The organism is Rhodothermales bacterium, from assembly GCA_039944855.1.
Taxonomy (GTDB): domain Bacteria; phylum Bacteroidota; class Rhodothermia; order Rhodothermales; family JANQRZ01; genus JBBSMX01.
This window is the reverse complement of the sequence record JBDUXZ010000037.1, coordinates 192,790-215,041: the sequence shown is the minus strand read 5'-3', so window position 1 is coordinate 215,041 and position 22,252 is coordinate 192,790. Positions and strand designations below refer to the sequence as shown.

Annotated in this window: 14 protein-coding genes; 8 read left to right on the top strand and 6 right to left on the bottom strand. The window is 69.3% G+C overall.

From position 1 onward, the window contains the following. Positions 1–50: 50 nt before the first annotated feature. Positions 51–2,786 carry a T9SS type A sorting domain-containing protein gene (locus tag ABJF88_18775; protein MEP0548985.1) on the top strand — a complete coding sequence of 912 codons (2,736 nt, stop codon included), beginning with the start codon at positions 51–53 and terminating at the stop codon, positions 2,784–2,786. A gap of 21 nt (positions 2,787–2,807) precedes the next feature. Here ABJF88_18775 and hemG read toward each other — a convergent pair whose 3' ends face one another. After that, positions 2,808–4,181 carry a protoporphyrinogen oxidase gene (hemG, locus tag ABJF88_18770; GenBank protein MEP0548984.1) on the bottom strand — a complete coding sequence of 458 codons (1,374 nt, stop codon included), beginning with the start codon at positions 4,179–4,181 and terminating at the stop codon, positions 2,808–2,810. Between the two features lie 227 nt (positions 4,182–4,408). Here hemG and ABJF88_18765 point away from each other — a divergent pair, with 227 nt between their 5' ends. The 7 genes from ABJF88_18765 to ABJF88_18735 all read left to right on the top strand — a co-directional run bounded on the left by ABJF88_18765 (position 4,409) and on the right by ABJF88_18735 (position 14,170). Then, positions 4,409–4,597 (top strand): general stress protein CsbD, encoded by a 189-nt coding sequence (locus tag ABJF88_18765; protein MEP0548983.1) that lies wholly within the window; start codon positions 4,409–4,411, stop codon positions 4,595–4,597. Positions 4,598–4,755: 158 nt separating this feature from the next. Then, the gene (locus ABJF88_18760; protein MEP0548982.1) at positions 4,756–4,950 is read left to right on the top strand and encodes a hypothetical protein; all 195 of its coding nucleotides are present in this window, start codon (positions 4,756–4,758) and stop codon (positions 4,948–4,950) included. Positions 4,951–5,067: 117 nt separating this feature from the next. Further along, on the top strand, positions 5,068–6,759 hold the full coding sequence (locus ABJF88_18755) for a carboxyl transferase domain-containing protein (GenBank protein MEP0548981.1): 1,692 nt from the start codon (positions 5,068–5,070) through the stop codon (positions 6,757–6,759). Between the two features lie 122 nt (positions 6,760–6,881). After that, positions 6,882–8,183, top strand: a complete 1,302-nt coding sequence (locus tag ABJF88_18750; GenBank protein MEP0548980.1) for a vitamin K epoxide reductase family protein — start codon at positions 6,882–6,884, stop codon at positions 8,181–8,183. A gap of 74 nt (positions 8,184–8,257) precedes the next feature. After that, on the top strand, positions 8,258–10,816 hold the full coding sequence (locus ABJF88_18745; GenBank protein MEP0548979.1) for a M14 family metallopeptidase: 2,559 nt from the start codon (positions 8,258–8,260) through the stop codon (positions 10,814–10,816). Positions 10,817–10,909: 93 nt separating this feature from the next. After that, the gene (locus ABJF88_18740; GenBank protein MEP0548978.1) at positions 10,910–11,923 is read left to right on the top strand and encodes a mechanosensitive ion channel family protein; all 1,014 of its coding nucleotides are present in this window, start codon (positions 10,910–10,912) and stop codon (positions 11,921–11,923) included. Positions 11,924–12,055: 132 nt separating this feature from the next. Further along, positions 12,056–14,170, top strand: coding sequence for a thioredoxin domain-containing protein (locus ABJF88_18735; protein ID MEP0548977.1), 2,115 nt, complete (start codon positions 12,056–12,058; stop codon positions 14,168–14,170). On the opposite strand, the gene ABJF88_18730 is transcribed toward ABJF88_18735, so the two are convergent. The 5 genes from ABJF88_18730 to alaS form a co-directional block, all read right to left on the bottom strand. After that, complete coding sequence (locus ABJF88_18730; GenBank protein ID MEP0548976.1) at positions 14,167–15,249, bottom strand: metal-dependent hydrolase; 1,083 nt, start codon at positions 15,247–15,249, stop codon at positions 14,167–14,169. The genes ABJF88_18735 and ABJF88_18730 overlap by 4 nt on opposite strands. Continuing rightward, positions 15,250–16,032 (bottom strand): geranylgeranylglyceryl/heptaprenylglyceryl phosphate synthase, encoded by a 783-nt coding sequence (locus tag ABJF88_18725; GenBank protein ID MEP0548975.1) that lies wholly within the window; start codon positions 16,030–16,032, stop codon positions 15,250–15,252. It lies immediately after the preceding gene. A gap of 73 nt (positions 16,033–16,105) precedes the next feature. Continuing rightward, positions 16,106–16,915, bottom strand: coding sequence for a penicillin-binding transpeptidase domain-containing protein (locus ABJF88_18720; protein MEP0548974.1), 810 nt, complete (start codon positions 16,913–16,915; stop codon positions 16,106–16,108). An 89-nt stretch (positions 16,916–17,004) separates the two neighbouring features. Beyond that, a complete protein-coding gene (locus ABJF88_18715) occupies positions 17,005–19,029 on the bottom strand; it encodes a T9SS type A sorting domain-containing protein (GenBank protein MEP0548973.1) in 2,025 nt (674 codons plus the stop codon). Between the two features lie 265 nt (positions 19,030–19,294). Further along, a complete protein-coding gene (gene alaS, locus ABJF88_18710) occupies positions 19,295–22,204 on the bottom strand; it encodes an alanine--tRNA ligase (GenBank protein ID MEP0548972.1) in 2,910 nt (969 codons plus the stop codon). Positions 22,205–22,252: the final 48 nt, after the last annotated feature.

Below are 22,252 nucleotides of genomic sequence, written 5' to 3'. Positions count from 1 at the left end.
TAACTAGCTGGGCGCTAGGCTATAGCTCCTGATCACTTCCTTCCGCTCCCATGCGCCTCGTCACCACGCTCCTGCTGCTCTGCGCCGCCCCTGCCCTCGCGCAGACGCCCGGCCGCTGCGAACCCGGCCGCGCCGAAGTCGAACTTTCCATCTCCGACGTGCAGGCCCGGCTCTTCAACACCGGCAGCCTCTTCTTCGGTAACAGCACCGTCGGCGGCGACGGCTACATCGCCCCGAAGGGCTCCGGCCTGTCGCCGATCTTCGCCGCCGGGCTCTGGGTCGGCGGGCTCATCGGCGGCGACCTCCGCGTGGCTGCGGCGACCTACGACGACTTCGAGTTCTGGCCCGGCCCACTCAACGCCGACGGTACGCTCCCAAATCCCGACGACTGTTCCGCCTTCGACCGCTTCTGGCTGATCGATGCCTTCGACCTCTCGCTCTACGAGGCGACGGGCGAGGCATCCGGCGATCTGCTGAACTGGCCCGTGGACCTCGGCGCGCCCGTCGTCGACGGCGACGGCGTCGAGGGGAACTACAACTTGGCGGGCGGTGATCGGCCTGTCGTGTACGGGCACCAGACGGCGTTCTGGGTGATGAACGATGTCGGCAACGAGCACGATAACTCGGAGACCGAACCCATCGGTCTGGAAGTGCGTGCGACGGCGTTCGTCTCGGCCGGGCCCATGCTCGACCGCCACACGTTTTACCGCTACGAGCTCGTGAACCGGAACGACCAACCGTTCGAGGCCGCCCGCTTCGGGCTCTTCACCGACCCCGACCTCGGCGACCCCGCCGACGACTACGTCGGGAGCGACTCGACGCGGAGCATGGCCTTCGTCTACAACGCCGATAACGATGACAACGGCGGGCTCAATGGCGGCTACGGTGAAACCCCGCCCGCCTTCGGTTACGACTTTCTCTCGGGCGGCGACGTGTCAGCTTATCTCTCAGGAGTCAGTGTAACCGGAGACCCGATCAACAGCATGGAAATCTACTTCCGCATGAACGGGCTCTGGCGGGACGGGCTTCCCATGACAGAGGGAGGTGACGGTTATATGAGTGGCGGTCCCGTCACCACGTGGTTCTTCCCTGGCAATCCTATCACCGAGCAGTTCTGGAGCGCGGTGAATATCGACGGAACTGGGTCGAATTTTACGCCCCGCGACGTCCGCCACATGATCGCCTCACCGGCCTTCACCCTCGCGCCTGGCGAGGTCCGCGCCTTCGACTTCGCCCTCCTCTTCGCGCAGGGCGCGGACCATCTCGACTCCGTCGCAGAACTGCAAGCGATCTCCGATGCCGTGCAGGTCCGCTACGACAGCGGCACCCTCTTCGCGCCCGGCTTCGAGCCGCCGGCGCCCGGCGCCCTCGCCGCGCCCACCCTCCTCGCGCCCGCCGACGGGTCGGTCTTCATCGACGAGCCCGCGCCGCTCGCGTGGACGGCCGTGCCCGGTGCCGAGAGCTACCGCGTCGAGATCGCCACTGACGATGACTTCTCCGATCGCCTCGTCTTCTACGTACTGGACCCGTCGCTCTCCTTTTTCGACGACCGAGCAAACCAGGTCTTCGCCTACCGCTGGCGGGTGAAGGCGGTCGGTGACGGCTTGGCGTCGAGCCGCTATTCCGAGCCACGCTCGTTCACGTTCTACCGCTATGCCTTCGACGACCTCGCCGACGGCATCGGCGTCATCGAGACGGCCTATCCCGGTGCCGCCGTGTGCCCCGACGGCGACGACCCCGGCTGCGCCGCCGGCTACCCCGGCAACACCGTCTGGCTGAGCCCGAACAGCACCGGCGATTACGTGTTCACGACCCCCGTGCCTATTCCCTCTACCAACTCCGGTAACAGCCTCGAAGATCTCCTGCGCGATGCCGCGTCGTTCGACGGCGACGACTTCGAGATCCGCTTCACCGAGGCCTGCGCCACGCCTGGTGCCTGCCTCGGCGTCTACTCGTCGCGGCTACCGAGAGGGACGAATCTGATCGCGAGCGTGCCGTTCGAACTGTGGAACGTGGGGAGCGCCGTCGTGGATGTTCCCGAAGACGACGTGCGCATGATCCCCATGCTCCGCGCGCTCTCGGGCACCGAACCCGCCGCCGAATGGGCCGACACCTTTCCCGCCACCCAGCCTGTGATCGTAGGCGAGGACAGCCTCACGCTCCCGGTGACGCATCGCGTGCTCGGCGTAATGCCCGACCGGCCCGGCGGCTACGCCCTCTTCGAAGCGGCGGCCAACGGCTTCGGCGGACCGGGCGCGACGTACGACCCCGCAACCGACGGCGACGAGCAGATCGATCCCGGCCCCATCGAAGGCAAGCCGTGCCGCAGCCAGGACTTCTACGCCGACTTCTGCTTCCGTGGCGGGAGTAACCGCCTCGTCGCACCCGTCGGCGGGCTCGAGGGCTTCGTCCTCGCCGACCTCGCCGGTGACGGCACCACGCCACCCGCCGGCACCACGATCCGGCTCGACTCGGTCGATAGACTCACCGTCGATGCAGAGGACGACGTGCCGGCCGCGCCGCAGGCGTTCCGGCTCGGGTCTGCGTTCCCGAACCCGTTCGCGGCAACGGCCACGGTGCCTTTCGAGGTCAAGCGCGCGGGCCCGATCCGGCTCTCGGTCTTTGACGTGCTCGGGCGACGCGTTGCGACGCTCGTCGACGGCGACGTGGCGGCGGGCCCGCACCGGACGACGCTCGACGGGTCGCGGCTCGCAACGGGCGTCTATTTCGTCGTGCTCGAAGCCGACGGGCAGCGGCAGGCGACGAAGGTGCTCGTCCTGCGTTGACGCGGTACGTCGGCCGCGTCGCTACGGGAGCGCGTTCAGCACGCGCTCGGCCGCGTCGAGCCCGGCTTCGAGCGCGTCGCCGACGGAGATGCCGCGGCGGACGTTCCCGGCGACGGCGAGCCCGGCGTGCCGCGCCTCCAGCGCGTCGAGCGTCTCGATCACGCGGCCGTAGCCGACCTGATACTGCGGGATCGCGCGCTCCCACAGCACGCGGTGGACGAACACCGGCTTGCCCCGCACGTCGAGGAGCGCGCGGAGATCGGCGAGGGCGAGCGGCACGAGGTCGTCGGTCGGGAGGGGCGCGAGGTCGGGCCGCCGCATGCCGCCGACGAAGCAGGTCAGCAGCACGTGGCCGTCGGGCGCGCGGCCGGGGAAGAGCGTAGAGGAGAAGAGCGCGCCGAGGACGTTCAGCCCTTCGCGCTCGGGTACGAGCACGCCAAAGCCGTCGAGCGCGTGCACCACGTCCGCCCGCCGGAAGCCGAGCGCGAGGACGGAGAGCGGGGGATAGACGACGTCGGCGAGCGGGCCGAGGTCCACGTCCGGCTCGAAGTCGATCGCGGGCAGGCGGTGGAGCGGGGCAGTGAAGACGACGCCGTCGAAGCGGTCCTCGTTCGTCGTCCCATCGTCCGTGCGGGTCGTGACGCGCCAGCCGCTGGAGTCGTGCCGGAGGGCGACGAGTGGCGCGCGGAGCCGGATCGCGTCGGGGCCGATGGCGCCGGCAAAGGCGTCGGGGAGAGCCTGGGCGCCGCCGCGGAACGAGAACGGGTGCGGCGACGGCTTCGGGGCCGCGTCGGCGCGGTTGCGGACGCGGTGGATCATGCCGCGCAGGAGCGAGCCGTGCTCGCGTTCGAGCGTGTGCAGCATGGGGAATGCGTGGCGCGTCGAGAGGTGCGCGGGGTCGCCCGCGTAGACGCCTGCGACGAACGGGTTGACGGCGTAGTCCAGCACCTCCGGCCCGAGCCGCCGCCGCACGAACGCGGCGAGCGCTTCGTCGTCGCCGTCGTGGGGCCGGACGAACGGCTCGCCGAGGAGGCGGAGCTTCGCCCACGCCGAGAGCAGCGGCGTCGTGAGCAGGCCGGACGGCGAGGTCGGGATGCGCACGAGCGCGCCGTCGCGGACGACGTAGCGCGCGTCTGCCACCTCGTTCGCCGCGACGCGCTCGCTCGCCAACCCCAGCGCCTCAATCGTGTCTGTGACGACCGTCGAGCGAGCGACGAGCGTGTTCGGCCCTTCGTCGACGAGGAAGCCGTCGCGGCGAGTCGAGCGGATCACGCCGCCGGTCCGGTCGCTCGCCTCGAAGAGGGTGACGGCACCGCCGAGCGCTTGGAGCCGCCACGCCGCGGCGAGTCCGCTGATCCCGCCGCCGATGACGGCGATTGCTGGGGAGTCGGGCATGGGGGCGTACCGGCGAGGGGAGAAGAGGAGGGGGTGGAATTATGCCCGCCGTTCATGCATGTTGTAGAAGTTGACGTGGAAACGGTGGGCGGCGGTGAGGTGGGGCACACACGTACTTGTCATACGGACTATCACGTTGTACTTTTTAAGAGCCTGTGGGAAATCAACAACCAACTCCCTCCGGCTCGCTAGAGCGTATATGTGCCACCAATCAGGGAGAGAGACGCATGGGCAAGCAGCGCATGGAGCAGAACTGGAACCGCGTGAAGACGCAGATCTACGCCGTCTGGGGCGAGATCGACGAGAAAGAGCTGAAGAAGGCGCGCGGCAACCTGACCAAGATGGTCAACCTCATCCATGAGAAGACCGGCGAGGACCGCCTCCTGATCATGCAGAAGATGAGCGCCGTCATCTAAGACCGCGCGCTCACCGCGAATCGACAACGCCTGGCCCCCTCTGGCCGGGCGTTGCGCGTTCTGGGCGGATCTGGAATTGTATATCGGGGAAACCCTGAGGGCTCTCGCCCGTAGGAAATAAAGTAAACGGTAAAACATCAACCACTTTGAGAGGCTGTATGGCGACCCAGCGGATGAATGAGACGTGGTACCGGATTCGAGACCGCATCAAGGAGGCGTGGAGCGACGCCGAGTTCAACGACAAGGAAATGAAGAAGACGCGGGGCAACTTGACCAAGATGGTCAACCTCATCCACGCGAAGACCGGGGATCCTCGTCCCGAAATCCGCCAGAAGGTCGTCGGCCTCATCTGATCCGCTCAGCAGAGCCACCGCCAGGGTCCGCCTCGTTCCGGGGCGGACCTTTCTTTTTGGCCGCGCGGTGGCTACTTTCGGCCCGCATCCTTTCGAATCGCCCTTCCCCGCACCCCGATGGCAGACGTCGCCTCCCTCCCCACGCTCGGCAGCCCCGCGCCCGACACCGCGCAGTTCGACGCGCGCACGCAGCACTACCGCACGCTCCTCGACGAACTCAACAGTCGGGCGGAGCAGGTCAAGCTCGGCGGCGGCAAGAAGCGCATCGAGCGCGAGCACAGCCGGGGCAAGCTGACGGCCCGCGAGCGGATCGACCGGCTCGTGGACGAGGGCACGGAGTTTCTCGAACTCGGCCTGTTCACGGGGTGGGGGATGTACGAGGACGAGGGGGGGTGCCCGGCGGGCGGGACCGTGATGGGGCTCGGCCACGTCGAGGGGCGGCTGTGCGTGCTCGTCGCGAACGACGCCACGGTGAAAGCGGGCGCGTGGTTTCCGATCACGGCGAAGAAGAACCTCCGCGCCCAGGAGATCGCGATGGAGAACCATCTGCCGATCATCTACCTCGTAGACTCGGCGGGCGTCTACCTCCCGATGCAGGACCAGATCTTCCCCGACAAAGAGCACTTCGGTCGCATCTTCCGCAACAACGCGCGGATGTCGTCGATGGGGATCCCACAGATCGCGGCGATCATGGGCTCGTGCGTCGCGGGCGGTGCCTACCTCCCGATCATGTCCGACGAGGCGCTCATCGTCGACGGCACGGGCTCCGTCTTCCTCGCCGGGCCGTTCCTCGTCAAAGCCGCCATCGGCGAGACGACGGACAACGAGACGCTCGGCGGCGCCGCGACGCACTCCGAGATCTCCGGCGTCACTGACTACAAGATGCCCGACGACGAGACCTGCCTTGCCACGATCCGCGACCTCGTCTCCCACCTCGGCGCTCGCCCCCGCGCCGGCTTCGACCGCGCCGACGCCAAGCCGCCCGCCTTCGACGCCGAAGAACTCTACGGCCTCATGCCCGAAGGCCGGCAGCAGCCCTACGACGTGCGCGACATCCTCGCCCGCATCGTCGACGCCGACAGTTGGACGGAGTACAAAGCCGACTACGGGAAGACACTCCTCTGCGGCTACGCCCGGATCGACGGGTGGAGCGTCGGGGTCGTCGCCAGCCAGCGGCTCGTGGTGATGGCGAAGCAGGGCAAGAAGTCGCACACGAGCGAGATGCAAGCGGGCGGGGTGATCTACTCCGACAGCGCCGACAAGGCTGCGCGCTTCATCATGAACTGCAACCAGAAGAAGATCCCCCTCGTGTTCATCCAAGACGTGACGGGCTTTATGGTCGGCAACCGGAGCGAGCACGGCGGCATCATCAAGGACGGCGCGAAGATGGTCAACGCCGTCGCGAATTCCGTCGTCCCCAAGTTCACGATCGTCATCGGCAACTCGTACGGGGCGGGGAACTACGCGCTCTGCGGGAAGGCCTACGACCCGCGCCTGATTCTCGCGTGGCCGACGGCTCGGATCGCGGTGATGGGCGGGGCGCAGGCGGCGAAGACGCTGCTGCAGATCGAGCTCGGCACGCGCAAGCGGAAGGGCGAGGAGATCAGCGAGGCCGAGCAGGAGGCGCTCCTCGCCGAGATGACGGCGCGCTACGACGCGCAGACCTCGCCGTACTACGCCGCCGCCCGGCTGTGGGTGGACGAGATCATCGACCCCATAAAAACGCGGACGTGGCTTGCGACGGGCATCGAGATGGCCGATCACAACCCGGACATCCCGCGCTTCAACCCCGGCGTGCTCCAGACGTAGGCGCACGATCCGGCTCCGCGTTCCCGTTGTAGGGGCGACCGGCCGGTCGCCCCTACGTCGTTTTCGGCGGTGGGGCGAAGCCGTATATTCCGCGTCCTCTGCAACGGCATCCTCCGACCCCTATGGCTCGCACCCCCGAAGTAGCTCCGTCCACGCCGACCGGCCCCCGCCTCAACCTCCCGATCTTCGTGCTCGCGCTCTTCGGCGTGCTCGTCGTGGTCCACCTCTGGGTCCAGCAGCGGGCCGACTTCGTCTTCGGCTGCACCGGCGCGGGCGATGCCGCGAGCGCCGGCGGCTGCGCCGACGTGACCTCCAGCGTGTACAGCTCGTTCGTCGGCGTGAGCCTGCTGGCGTGGGGCGCGGCGTTCTACCTCGCTCTCGCGGCGCTCCGCTTCGGCGTGGCTGCCGCGAAGCCGCCGCTCAGCGAGACGCTGCGGAAAGTCAGCTTCGGTGTCTCGACGCTGGGAATTCTGTTCGCGGCGTACCTCGTCACCGTGCAGGCATTCGTGCTCGAGCAGTTCTGCGTGCTCTGCCTCATCTCGTCGCTCACCGTCGCGACGATCTTCGCCCTTCACGTCGTCGAGCAGCTGAAAGGGGCGAGCCCGGCCGTCGCGTTCAGCGCGGCGCTGCGGCCGTACGCCATCGCCGCCGTCGCCCTCGTCGTGCTCGCCGGGGCGGACGTGCTGATCCCGCGCGATGCGCCCGAAACCGTAGCCGGAACCGAGGGGCAGCCCGCCGTGACGGCGCAACAGGTCGCCGCCGCCGGGGGGATCTCGGCCCAGTGCCGCTACGACGTCGAGATCCCGCGCTTCCGCGACTTCGACCGGCTCCTCACGCTCGAAACGCCGTACGAGGGCAGCGCCGACGCCCCCGTCAACGTGGTGAAGATCTTCGACCCGAACTGCCCGCACTGCAAGACGCTGCACCAGCAGCTCGAACGGATCATCCCCCAGCTCGCGGACGAGGCCCGGTTCTACTACAAGCCGTATCCGATCTGGGATTACTCGATCCCGCAGGTGCAGGCGCTCTACCTCGCCGGTGAGGAGGGCAAGTTCTTCGAGATGCTCGACCGGCAGTTCGCGAATCAGCAGGTCCTCGCGTCGCTCCGGCAGCAGAGCCCGGACGGCGAGCCCATCATGCGCAGCCTCGTGCAGATGGCCGGGGAAATCGGGCTCGACGGCGAGCGTGTCCGCAGCGAGATCGAGGCGCGGAAGTACGTCGGGCTGATCCAGCAGCAGAACGAGATCATCTCGGGCATCGGCATCAACAGCGTGCCGAAGATCATGATCGAGGGGCGCGTCGTCGCCAGCACGGCGGAGGCGTTCACGGCGGAGTGCCTCGGCGGGCTCATCGACCTCGCCGCCCGCGAGAAGGCCGCAGCGCGGGCCGCGCAGGCGGAGACCGCGCCGCCGGCCGACTCCTGATTCACCTTTCCCACCATCGTTTCGGTAGGGGCGCAGCGCGCTGCGCCCCTACTCGTTTGTAAGCCCCACGCCGCATGTCGCCCCGCCCTTTCGTCCTCGCCCTCCTGGCCTCGCTTCTCCTCACGCCCGCCGCCTCGGCACAGCAGCTCCCGCTCGCCGCCGACTTCACCGCGCCCGGCGTCACCGGCTACGACTCCACGATTCCGACGCCCGAGGAGGTGATCGGGCACGTGATCGGCACGCGGCACACGCGGCCCGAGCAGGTGGTCCGGTATGTCGAAGCCGTCGCCGCGGCGAGCCCGCGCGTGACACTCGGCGAACACGGGCGGACGTGGGAGGGACGGCCGCTCATCCACGCAATTGTCGCTGCGCCGGGGACGGACCTCGACGCAGCGCGACGAGCCAACGTCCAACTCTCCGACGCGCCCGGTTCGGTGAGCGATGCGGCGCTCGGCGCACAGCCCGTCGTAGCGTACATGGGCTACAGTGTCCACGGCAACGAGGCCAGTGGAACCGAGGCCGCGCTGCTGTTGCTCTATCACCTCGCTGCCGGGCAGGGACCGGCCGTTGAGGACGTGCTCGACAACGCCGTCGTCCTCATCGACCCGATGCTCAACCCCGACGGGCGCGACCGCTTCGTCGATTGGGTGAACGGCAATCGGGGCGGCACCGAAGGCTTGCCGTCGCTCGACGGGCAGGACCGCGAGCACGACGAGCCGTGGCCCGGCGGCCGGACGAACCACTACCTCTTCGACCTCAACCGCGACTGGTTGCTGATGCAGCACCCCGAGTCGCAGGGGCGGATGGCGCTCTGGCATAGCTGGCGGCCCCAGCTCTCGACCGACTTCCACGAGATGGGCGGCGATGCCACGTTCTTCTTCCAGCCCGGCATCCCGAGCCGCAACAACCCGAACACGCCCGCCGCCACGTTCGACCTCACCGGGGAGATCGCGACGTACCACGCCCGCGCGCTCGACCGCATCGGCTCGCTCTACTACTCCAGCGAGTCGTTCGACGACTTCTACTACGGCAAGGGCTCGACGTACCCCGACGTGAACGGCGGCGTCGGCATCCTCTTCGAGCAGGCGTCGAGCCGCGCCCTCGCCGCCGAGACCGCGAACGGCCGGCTCGACTACGGCGCGACGGTCCGCAACCAGTTCGCCACGTCGCTCTCGTCGCTCGAAGCGGCCGTAGCGATGCGGGTGAAGCTGCTCCAGCACCAGCGCGACTTTTACGCGGGCGCCTCGGACTTCGCGCGCGCCGCCGACGTACGGGGCTACGTGTTCGGGCTCGACGGCGACCGGGCGCGGGCGGAGGCGTTCGCTGCCTTGCTGGCCCGCCACCGAGTCCGCGCGCACGATCTCGCGCGGTCGGTCGAGGTCGATGGCGACCGGTTCGAGCCGGGCGCCGCATTCGTCGTGCCGGTCGACCAGCCGCAGGCGCGGCTCATCAAAGCGATGATGGAGCGCGTGACGACGTTCGAAGACTCGCTGTTTTACGACGTGTCGACGTGGACGCTGCCGCTCGCCTTCGGCGTCCGCCACGCGGAGCTCTCGCGCGACCCCGGCGCCCTCCTCGGCGCGGAGTGGACGCCGTCGCAGCGCGAAGGGCGACAGGCTGGCGGCCGGGCGGGCTATGCCTATCTCATCCCGTGGGGGCAGACGTTCGCGCCGCGCACGCTCGCCCGGTTGCAGCGAGCCGGTGTCCGCGTGCGTCTCGCCAAAGATCCGTTTGAGGCGGCGGTTGGCGGCGCGCGGCAGCGCTTCGAGCGGGGGACGCTCGTGGTGCCCGTCGAGCAGGGCGATGCGGAGGCGGAGACCGTTCACGCGCTCGTAGCCGCCGCCACACAGGATCACGTTGAGGTCTTTGCGCTCGGCGGCGGACTGACCCCGAGCGGGCCGGACCTCGGGAGCGGTTCGGTGCCGGTCCTGACGATGCCGCGCGTCGCGCTCCTCTCGGGCGAGGGCACCGACTCGTACAGCGTCGGGCAGGCGTGGCACCTGCTCACGGAGCGGGCCGGCCTGCCGGTCTCCCTCCTCGACATCACCAAGCTCAGCCGCGCCGACCTCGGCCGCTACACCGTGCTCGCCGTCGTCGGCAGCGTGCGCGGGCTCGACGAGGTAGCGGCGGAGACGCTGAAGACGTGGGTGCGGAGTGGCGGCACGCTGATCGTGACGGAAGGCGCGGCCGGCGTCGCCGCCGAGCGCGGCCTCATCGAACTCGACAAGCGCGAGGCCGACGAGGACAGCACGCTCCGGCCCTACGCTGAGGTGTCGGACGCGCGCGGTGCCCAAGTGATCGGCGGCTCGATCTTCGAAGCCACGCTCGACACGTCGCACCCGCTCGCGTTCGGGCAAGGGGAGCGCGTCGCCCTCTTCAAGAACAACACGGTCCTCTTCGACCCCTCGGCGAAGGCGGGCACGAACGTCGCCGTCTACACCGAAGCCCCCCTCCTCAGCGGCTATATCTCGGCGCCGAACCTGGAGCGGCTCGGCGGTGCGGCGGCGATCGTGGGGCAGCGCCTCGGGCGGGGCCGCGTCGTGGCGTTCGACTTCGACCCGAACTTCCGGGCGTTCTGGTGGGGGACGCAGGGCCTCTTCCTCAACGCCGTGTTCTTCGGCGGGGCCTTTTAACAGGCCCCGCCCGCGCCGATGCAACGATTGCCGGATACGCGCGGTTAGAGCGGCGTACGCCGTACGTTGCACGCGTCCCCCCACTCCCCTCCGATGCCCCGGATCTCCGAAGCGTTCGCCCAATTCTACCTGTGGCTGCAAGACGCCACGGGGCTCAGCGAAGCTACGCTCGACCACCTCCTGAGCACGTTCGGCGTCGTCCTCGTGCTCGGCGTCATCCGGGTCCTCCTGATCCGGCTCATCAACAAGCGGACGACGGACGTCCGCTCGCAGTACCAGTGGCGGAAGACGGCGAGCTACACCGTCGTCGTCATCGGCTTCCTCCTCGTCGGGCGGATCTGGATCGACGAGTTCGGCGAGCTCGGGACGTTCCTCGGCCTCCTCTCGGCGGGCATCGCGATCGCGCTCAAGGACCCGATCACGAACGTCGCCGGGTGGGGCTTCATCGTGTGGCGGCGGCCGTTCGGCCCCGGCGACCGCATCGAGATCCGGGGCATCGCCGGCGACGTGATCGACCAGCGGATCTTCCAGTTCACACTCCTCGAGATCGGCACGCCGACCGGCGCCGCGCAGTCCACCGGCAGGATCATCCACATCCCCAACGGGATGGCGTTTACGGAGCCGGTCATCAACTACACGCGCGGCTTCCCCTACATCTGGAACGAGATCCCGATCGTCGTCACGTTCGAGAGCGCGTGGCGCGACGCCAAGGAGATCCTCTTCCGCATCGCGCAGGAGCGGGCCGAGGAGCTTAGCCCCGACGCCGAGCGGAAGGTGCGGCAGGCGGCGCAGGAGTTCATGATCTTCTACTCCAAGCTCACGCCGACGGTCTACACGAGCGTCGTCGATGTCGGCATCCAGTTCACGATCCGCTACCTCGTCGAGCCCCGCCGGCGGCGCGGCAGCGAGGAGGTGCTGTGGGAGGCCATCCTCGACGCCTTCGACGCGCGCGACGACATCGACTTCGCCTACCCCACGATGCGGTACTTCCACAACGTCACCGAGGGCAAGCCCGGGGCGAGGGCCGAGCCGCGTGGGTTCGCCGGCAACGGCGGCGCTCGGTCGGAAGAACGTGGGGTGGAGGACGGCGGCCCGAGTCGGGAATGACGGGACGGTAGGGGCGATGGTAGAGACGCCCCGCCGGGGCGCCCCCACGGGATGGCACACGGGCGGGCCGATGCCGGAACGCGGGCGCGGGCGCGTCGTATCGCCGGACCCCTCTCCCGCGCCTCTCCGCCCATGCCGAACCGCCTCGCCGACACCCAGAGCCCGTACCTCCTCCAGCACGCCGAGAACCCCGTCGACTGGTATCCGTGGGGCAACGAGGCGTTCGAGAAGGCCCGGCGCGAGGACAAGCCGATCTTCCTCTCCGTCGGCTACGCGACGTGCCACTGGTGCCACGTCATGGAGCACGAGTCGTTCGAGGACGACGAGGTCGCCGCCCTCCTCAACGAGCACTTCGTCGCGGTGAAGGTAGATCGCGAGGAGCGGCCCGACGTCGACGCCCTCTACATGTCCGTCACGCAGGCGCTCACCGGCCACGGCGGCTGGCCGATGACGGTGCTGCTGACGCCCGAGCGGAAGCCGTTCTTCGCCGGGACCTACTTCCCGAAGCACGGGCGCGGCGGCCGGCCGGGGATGATGGACATTCTCCCGCAGATCGCCACGGCGTGGGCCGACGACCGCGAGCGCGTCGACGCCTCGGCCGAGCACATCACCGACGCGGTGCGCAACGGGATCGCGGAGCAGGCGGCGTCCGCCGGGGCGCTCGGCGAGGAAACGCTCGAAACGGCGTTCAACCAACTCTCGGGCCGGTTCGACGCCGAGGCGGGCGGGTTCGGCGCGGCGCCGAAGTTTCCGACGCCGCACCACCTCCTTTTCCTCCTCCGCGAAGCGCAGCGCCTCGGGCCGGACACGGTCTTCGGCCAGCGCGCGCTGCGGATGGTCGAGGCGACGCTCGGGGCGATGCGGCGCGGCGGGATCTTCGACCACCTCGGCTTCGGCTTCCACCGGTACTCGACGGATCGGACGTGGAAGCTGCCCCACTTCGAGAAGATGCTGTACGACCAGGCCCTCCTCGCCACGGCGTACACCGAAGCGTTCGAGGCGACGCGCAATCCGATCTACCGGCGCACGGCCGAGGAGATTTTCGCGTACGTCGAGCGCGATCTGACGAGCCCGGACGGGGCTTTCTTCTCGGCCGAGGACGCCGACTCGCTCAACGCCGAGGGCGAGAAAGAGGAGGGGGCATTCTATGTCTGGACCCAGCGCGAGCTGATGCAGGCGCTCGGCGAGCGGAACGGCGTGATCGCCGCCGCCCTCTTCAACGTCGAGCGCGAGGGCAACTTCCGCGACGAGGCTACGCGCGAGCTGACCGGCGCGAACGTCCTCTTCCGCACCGTCGACGACGACGAGGCGGCGGAGCGATTCGAGGTGGCGGCCGAGGCGTTTCGGCAGCGGATCGGAGGGATGCGCGAGGCGCTTTTCGACGTGCGCGCGAATCGGCCGCGCCCGCTCCTCGACGACAAGGTCCTGACCGACTGGAACGGGCTGATGATCGCCGCGCTCGCCAAGGCCGCCCGCGCGTTCGGCGCTCCGGAGTACGCCGCCCGCGCCGCCCGCGCCGCTGACTTCCTCCTCACCACGCTACGGACCGACGGTGGCCGCCTGCTCCACCGCTACCGCAACGGCGACGCCGGCATTCCCGCCTTGCTTGACGACTATGCGTTCCTCGTGTGGGGACTCATCGAGCTTTATCAGACCACGTTCGAACCCCGCTGGCTCCGTGCTGCGCTCGATCTCAACGCCACGATGCTCCGGCATTTCGAGGACCCTGAACACGGCGGCCTCTTCCTCTCGCCCGATGACGGCGAGGCGCTCCTCGTCCGGCAGAAGGAGTATTACGACGGCGCGAGCCCGTCCGGCAACTCCGTCGCCTACCTCAACAACCTCCGCCTCGGCCGCCTCACCGGCCAGACCGAACTGGAGGATACCGCCGAGCGGATCGGGCAGTCGTCGGGGGCGGTGACGCAGGCGCCGATGGCGCACACGATGATGATGAGCGCCCTCACGTTCAGCCTCGGCTCGGCGCAGGAGATCACGGTCGTGGGTGAGCGCGGCGCGGCGGATACCGAAGCGCTGCTCGACGTGCTCCGCGGGCGCTACCTGCCGAACGCCGTCGTCCACCTCCGCCCGCCGGACGGGGGCGAGGTCGCCGCGCTCGCGCCGTACACGGAAGCGCAGACGATGATCGACGGCAAGGCGACGGCGTACGTCTGCGAACACTTCGCCTGCCAGTCCCCGACAACGGATCCGGACGAACTCGCGCGCCAACTCGACGCGGCGGTGGCCTAAGGGGCAGCCCGATCGGCCTCTCCCTCGTCGCCGAGGATGCGGCGGAAGAGGGCAGGGAAGGCATCGGGGCCGATCGACGGGGAGCCGAGCCGGAACGAGACGGCGCCGTCGAGCTCGCGGACGAGGCGGAACGGGAAGATGTAGTCGGCCGAGTCGCCGTCGGTGAGCCAGCCGTCGGCGCGGCCGAAGCGGATGTCGTTGAAGACGAGGCCGAGCGGTTCGGCGGCGTCCTCCGGTTCGAACGCGGGCGTGTCGCGCATCACGAAATAGCCCCGCGAGAACCACAGCAGCGTCTCGCCCGCGCGCGTCGTGCGGTACGGCTCGAAGCGGTCCGCCTGCTGCTCGACGCGACGGAACGCGATCCCGTCATCGTCGTCGAGCAGGCCGTACGTGCCGACGAGGAACGCGTCGTCCACGTCGACGATGACGTTCCACAGCAGGGTCTGAAACGGAGCCGGGGACGTCATAAACCGCTCCGCCGCGATGCCCTGCGCGTCGATATTCCGGGCAACCACGCGCTCGACGTGGGCCTTTACCCCGAGCGCCCATCCGGCGTAGAGCGTGCTCAGCGTGAGGCCGACGACGGCGAGCCGCCACCGCCGCTCGGCGTCGCGCACGATGAGCCCACCGACGACCGCCACGATGAGCGGGAGCGTAAAGAGCGGGTCGATGATGAAGAGGGCGGGCACGGCCGCCGGGAGGTCCGAGAACGGGCGGAAGAGCTGCGTGCCGTAGACCGTCAGTGTGTCGAGGAGCGGGTGCGTGAAGAGGCACCAGAAGAAGAGCGCCGTCCAGCCGCGCCAGCCCACGTCCGCGGCGGGGGAGGAGCGCGCGCGATAGAGCCGCCACACGGCGTAGCCGAGAAGTGGGGCGACGAGCGGGGCGAAGAGGAGCGCGTGCGTCGGCCCCCGGTGGAAGACGAGTTCGCCGACCGGGTCGAGGAACGGGTACGCGACGATGTCGAGGTCGGGGAGCGTGCCCGCGAGCGCGCCCCAGCCGAGCGCTTTACGCCCGACCTTCCGCCCGAGCGTCGCTTCGCCGACGGCGGCCCCGAGGACGGCCTGCGTCAGCGAGTCCACTCAGCCGAGCGGCTGCGCCACAGCCGCGTGGGCGGCCGCCGCGAGGTCGGCGATGTAGCCGGCGTCCCCGTTGTGCTCGATGGCGTTGCCGACGACGACGAATCGCGCGCCCGCCGCCACCTTCCGCGCGACGTCCTGCGGCGTCTTCAGCCCACCGCCGACGATGAGCGGGATCGAGCAGACGTGCGTGATCGCCGCGATCATCTCTTCGGGGACGGGGTGCTCGGCGCCGGAGCCACCGTCGGTGAAGAGCATCCGCATGCCCATCATCTCGGCCGCGAGCGCCGTCGCCGCCGCGATGTCGGGCTTGTTGCGCGGGAGCGGGGCCGAGCCGCTCATGTACTGCGCCGTCGTCATTCGCCCGCTCTCGACGAGCATGTACGCCGTCGGGATCGGCTCCAGCCCGAGCCGGCGGATCATCGGCGCGGCGTGAACGTGCTGCCCGATGAGGTGCTCGGGGTTGCGCCCGCTGACGACGGAGAGGTAGAGCACGGCGTCGAGCGCGCCGGAGATCTGACTGAGCGTGCCGGGGAAGCCGACGACCGGGAGCGACGTGACCGACTTCAGCGTGTGGACGTACCGGTCGAGCTCGACGGCGTGCATCAGGCTCCCGCCGATGAACAGGCCGTCCACATCCGCCCGCTCGCAGCGCTCGGCGAAGTCGGGGAGGTCGTCCTCCGTCAGTTTGTCGGGGTCGATCAGGACGATGAAACCCGCACCCTTGCGGTGCGCGATCGCCAGCAGGCGGTCGTAGGTCGAGTGACCGTTGGACGAAGCAGACACGGAGGCACGGGTGGGTTAGCGCGGGGCGAGAGGCGCATGGAAGGTAGCCCGACCTCGCTGCTTTCGCAAGGTGTCAGCGGACGCCGAGGTGTCGAAGGATACGGTCCGTCGTGGCTCGTCTCGCCGCGAGCAGGTCGTACTCCGGGTCGTCGCTTTCGACGAGGGTGGCGAAGAAATGGACGCCCTCGCCCTGCTCGATCCAGCCGACCCACCAGCCGAGGTTCTCTTCTTCGCTCCGTGCCCAGCCCGTCTTACCGCGCACGACCGCGCCCGCGGTGGTGTCGGCGATCATAATGCGCTTGACGATGGCCTCGGCCCGGTCGGAGAAGCCGGTCTCGCCCGCTTGCAGCCGCCGGAGGAACGCCACCTGCTCGTCGGGCGAGATGCGGAGCGAGCCGTCGAGCCAGAACAGGTCGACCTCGTCGCCGATCGAGGCGTTGCCGTAGCCCTCGCGGTCGAGGGCCGCCTGTAGCGTGTCGCGGCCGACGCGGCGGGCGAGCTCGCGGTACACCCACACCGACGAGCGCTGGAACGCCGTCTCCAGATCCTGACTCTCGTTCCATCCAGCAGAGCCCCGGTCGACGCCGTCCCATTCGACGATCTCGTGCTCGTCGGCGACGGCGCCCGCGTCGAGGGCAACGAGCGAGTTGAAGATTTTGAACGTCGAGGCGGGCGTCCGGCGTTCGGCCGCCCGCTCGGGGTTGTAGCGCGTCGTGACGCCGGTCTGCGCGTCGTAGAGCACGAACGCGCCCTCGGTGCTGTCGGGGAAGAACGCCGCGAGGTCGGCCGTCGAGTGGGCGAGGGCCGGTTCGGCGGGCGGCGGGGGATCGGCCGGAGGCTCGGCGCAGCCGGCGAGGAGGAGGGCGAGAAACAGGAGGCGCATGGGGCGACGGAGAGGGGAGAGACAGAAAAGCCCCTCCCCCGAACGCCGGGAGAGGGGCTTCCAAACTACAGCGTCGTGCGACAGCGGGGCTAGCGGACGAGCGTCAGCGTCTGTGTCTCGGCGAAGCCTTCGCCGGCGACGCGGTAGACGTAGAGCCCGCTCGGGAGGTCGCCCGCCTCGACGGTGAACGTGTGCGGGGTGTCTGCCGCGAGCGGGCCGTCGTGGAGCACGCGGACCGTGCGGCCGAGCACGTCGTAGAGCGTCACCGCCACGCGCTGCGGCGCGTCGACGCGGAGCGTGAGCGTGGCGGCGCGCTCGGCGCTGAACGGGTTGGGGTAGGCCGCCTCTAGCTCGAAGCCGCGGTCCGCGCTCGCGCCGTCCTCGTTCGCCACGGGCGGCAATGGCGCTTCGACGTTGTAGCCCTTCTCGTTGAACTGGAACTCCATCGCCACGACCTGCCGGTTGGGATAGCCCATGTTCACCGCCGCCTGCAGCACGGCCTGCGCGGCCTGCGGCTGCGTCGTGCTCCCGGTCGTCATCGCGATACCCTCGATCACGGCGGTGTCCGTCGCCTCGACCCCGACGGTTTCGAGGATCCGCATCAGCGACGTGGACCAGTGCTGGCCACGCGCGTGTGGGGCGCTCCCGCTCGGGTACGTCCCGGCGAAGTCGGTGCGACGTCCGTTCCAGAAGGGGTTGTGGCCGTCCCACTTGAACACCCAGTTGTACGCGGCGTCGTCCTCGTCGAGGAGGCCGAGGCTGCGCTCGTACGAGACGGCGAAATAGTCGCCGAGCCCCTCGCTGAGACCGTCGCCGTTGGAGAGGCCGCCGACCGTCAGCCAGTCGTGGAGGCCGTGGCCGAGCTCGTGGATGATCACATCGGCGTCCTCGGCGTCGTCCACGCCGCCCTCGCCGAATTGGAGCCGCCCGCCGCCGTAGGACGAGTTATCGGCCCCGTTGAACCCGTGCGGGTCGAAGCGGACGCCCGTGGAATACTGGTACGGCTGCACGTCGATCTCCAGCGTCTCGTTGATGTAGCGCATGTAGTTGTCGATGTGCCAATACGTCGTGGCGGCCTCGAACGCGTCGTCCTGGCGCGTGAAGTTCCACTCGGCGGTCTCCTGCTCGAACTCGCCCTTGAAGGGTCCGGCCCAGTCGAGGATGTCGGCGTAGGGGCCTTCGAGCTTGTAGACCGTCCCGTCGAAGGTGACGTCACGGAGCGTGACTTCCATCCGCGCCGCCTCGAGCTCGGGCGTGTCGGCGTCGTTGCCGTCCACGAGTCCGGGGTCGCCGTAGGATGCGCCGGCGCGCGTGAGCGGGTCGGGGTCGTGGATGAACCCGGTCGCGTCGACCCGGCTCGGCCGCGCGGGGACTTCGACGAGGGAGCGGACGGGCGCCGTCTCGCGCTCGCCGTGCCCGTGCTCGCTGTGGAAGACGGTTCGCCGCGCCACGCGGAGAAGCGCGCCGGTCTCGGCGTCGACGAACGACTCCCAGTTGCCGAACGGCTCGTCCGGCGTCACGAACACGCGCCACGCGAGGCGGGCGCCGGCTTCGGTCGGGTAGATCACGAGGTCGGCCTCGTCGTCGAGCAGCGTGCCGCGCGCGTCGAGGTGGTCGAGCGCGATCTGGCGGGCGTCGGCCGCGGCGAGGGCCGGGACCGTGCTCGCCACGGCGAGGTCGGGCTGGTAGCCGTGGAAGACGAGCTGGACGCGGTCCTGCCGGTCGAGGTTGACGACGGTCTCGGAGCCCCAGACCGGGACGCCGTCGAGCGTCTGCGTGAAGCGGACGGTGTGGCCCGCTTTGCCGCTGCGGACGTGCCGCACGGCGAGGTCGCTGAGGTCGGCGGATTTCAGGCGGAGGTCGGCCGCGTGCGCGGCGAGGTACTCGCGGGCCATCGCTTCGGGCGCGGCGGAGCGAACGGCGTAGTCGACGCGGTAGAGCGCGCGCGGCGTGCCGTCGGGCGCGACCTGCCGGTCGGCGTTGGCGCGGGCGAGCGTCTCGGCACGGTCGGCGCCGACTTCGAGCGGGGAGCGGGCCTCGGGCTTCTGCGCGAGCGCGGCGGAGGCGAAGAGGAACAGCGCGGCGACGAGCGCGGCGGGGTAGCGGTAGGGCAAGGGAGCACCTCGAATCGGGGAGTGAAGGCGGCGAGCGCCGGGTCAACTTGCCGAATGATAGCGTCATACCGGCGCCGGGTGCAAACCGCACACGCCCTTGAAACCGCGGCGCTAACGCGGTGATAGCGGAGGTAGTAGTCGGACCCCCGCTTTCCGCGCGTGTCGCTACGCTCCATCACGCGAAAAGCTGTCCCCCTTCAAGGGGGACAGCACGTTGCGCCCTGAGCGAGCGCAGCGAGTGATGGCGCAACGTGCGGGGGGTCTGCTACAGCATCGCCCGCAGCGTATCGGCCGCTGCGCCGAGCGCGTCCGGCAGGTTCTCCGGCTGCTTCCCGCCCGCCGTGGCGAGCGTCGGCCGCCCGCCGCCGCCGCCGCCGACGAGCTTCGCGAGCGTGCCGACGAGCGTGCCCGCCTGCACGCCGCGCCCGACGAGGTCGTCGGAGACGCTCGCCGAGAGGTAGACCTTCCCGCCCTCGGGGTCGGCCGCGCCGAGGACGGCGACGGCGTTCGCGCCGAGCGTGTCGCGGAACTGCGTCGCGGCCTCGCGGAGCGTGTCCATGTCGGCCGCGCCGAGATCCCCCGTGACGAGGCGGACGCCGTCGATGTCTTGCGCGGCGTCGAGGAGTCGGTCGAGGCCGGAGGCGGCTTCGGCCTGCTTGAGCGCGGCGACTTCTTTCTCTAATGCCTTGACCTCGTCGAGCGTCTCGGCGACGGCCTCTTCGATGGGCTTCTGGAGCGACTTGAACTGCCCCCGCACGGCGTCGAGCGAGGCGATCTGCGCGTCGAGCCAGTCGAGCGCGGCCTCGCCGGCGACGGCCTCGATCCGGCGGACACCGCTCGCCACCGAGCCCTCGCTCGTGATGCGGAACAGCCCGATCTCGCCCGTCGCGCCGACGTGCGTCCCGCCGCACAACTCCACCGACACCTCCGGCCCGAACGTGACGACGCGGACGGTGTCGCCGTACTTCTCGCCAAACAGGGCCATCGCCCCGCGCTGTTTCGCCTCGGCAATCGGGACATCAGTCTCGATACAGCCCTCGATGTTCTGCTGGATGAGTTCGTTGACGCGGCGCTCGATCCGGCGCTGCTCTTCGGGCGTGACGCGCTCGAAGTGCGAGAAGTCGAACCGGAGCCGGTCGGGCGCGACGAGTGAGCCTTTCTGCTGGACGTGCTCGCCGAGCGTTTCGCGGAGGGCGGCGTGGAGGAGGTGCGTCGCCGTGTGGTGCTTCACCGTCTCGCGGCGCGTACTCGCGGTGACGGTGGCCGTGACGGGGGCGCTCGGGTCCGCCGGCAGCCGGTCGACGGTGTGGGCCACACTGCCGTCGTCCGACTTGCGGGTGTCGGTCACGCGGATCGTCTCGCCGCCGACGGTGAGCGTGCCCGTGTCACCGATCTGCCCGCCGCTCTCGGCATAGAACGGCGTCCGGTCAAGGACGACCTCGTGCACTTCGTTCTCGCCCTCGCCGAAGGAGCGCATCCGGCGAATCTGTGCGCCCTCGACTTCGGTCGCGTCGTAGCCGACGAAGCGGGAGTGCTCTCCCTCGGACACCGTCTCCCACGCGCCGACCTTGCTGTGGTCCGCGCCGAAGCTGCCGGCGGCACGGGCGCGCTCACGCTGCTCCTCCATGAGTTCGGAGAAGCGAGCCTCGTCCACCGTCAGCCCCTCCTCGCGCGCCATCAGTGCCGTGAGGTCGCCGGGGAAGCCGTACGTGTCGTGGAGAACGAACGCGACTTCGCCGGGCACCTGCTCATGCCACAGCTTAGTCGCAGCTTTGTATACCGCGAAGCTTGATTCTTGATCTGAATACGCATTTTCAAGCACCCTCATTACGCTACGATCAGCTTCTATCGCTCTGAGGCTCGGTAACATAAGCTTCTCAATGGCGTGTTTCTCAGCGTTGCCTGAATCAGCCTCAACCTTCTTGCGCGTTGACGCTATTTCGCGCGCATACGTGGCGAACTTGTCGAAGAACTCGACACCAGGTTCCAGCGTCCGCAGGAAGCCCTCTTCCTCGGCGCGGATCGTGCGCTCGATATAGTCTTGCCGCTCGGCGAGTTCGGGGAACGGGCCGCCCATCTTCTCCTTCAGCGGCTCGACGAGCTTCCACAGGAACGGCTCGCGGAAGCCGAGCGCCTGGTACCCGAAGCGGACGGCGCGGCGCAGGATCCGGCGGATGACGTAGCCGCGCCCCGTGTTGCTCGGGCTCGCCCCGTCGGCGATCGCGAACGCGAGCGTGCGAACGTGGTCAGCCACGACGCGCATGGCGATGCGGATCTTCGCCGCCTCGGGCTCGGGCAACCCGCCGATCGCGTCGTACCCGCCGATCTCGACACGCGGCGAGAGGTCGGCGAGGCGTTGGAGGATCGGGGCGAAGAGGTCGGTGTCGTAGTTGCTCGACTTGCCCTGGAGCACGGCGGCGATGCGCTCGAAGCCCATCCCCGTGTCGACGTGCTTCGCGGCGAGCGGCTTGAGGCTACCGTCCGACTGCGCGTTGTACTGGATGAAGACGAGGTTCCAGATCTCCATCACGCGCGGGTCGTCCTGGTTGACGAGCGCCGCGCCGGGCGAGTCGGCGCGCTCGGCGTCGGGGCGGAGGTCGATGTGGAGTTCGGAGCAGGGGCCGCAGGGGCCGGTGTCGCCCATCATCCAGAAGTTGTCCTTCGACGAGCCGTAGAGGACGTGGTCGTGCGGGATCGTCGTCTCCGACTTCCACAGGTCGGCCGCCTCCTCGTCGGCCTCAAGGCCGAGCGTGGCGTCGCCCTCGTGGACGGTCGCGTAGAGCCGGTCCGGATCGAGGCCCCAGCGGTCGACGAGCAGCTCCCACGCCCAGCGGATCGCGTCCTCTTTGAAGTAGTCCCCGAAGCTCCAGTTGCCGAGCATCTCGAAGAACGTGTGGTGGTACGTGTCGACGCCCACCTCTTCGAGGTCATTGTGCTTGCCGCTGACGCGGAGGCACTTCTGCGTGTCGGCGACGCGGGAGTACGGCCGCGTGCCCTCGCCGAGGAACACGTCCTTGAACGGGTTCATCCCGGCGTTGATGAACAGCAGCGTCGGGTCGTCGTGCGGGACGAGCGGGGCGCTGGGGACGATCTCGTGCTCCTTCTCGCGGAAGAAGTCGAGGAAGTCCTGGCGGATCTGCTCGGACGAGCGGTCGGCGGTGGGGCGGTCGGGCATCGGGGCGGCATCGGGTTCGAAAGGGGACGGAAAGGTACGTTGGGCGCG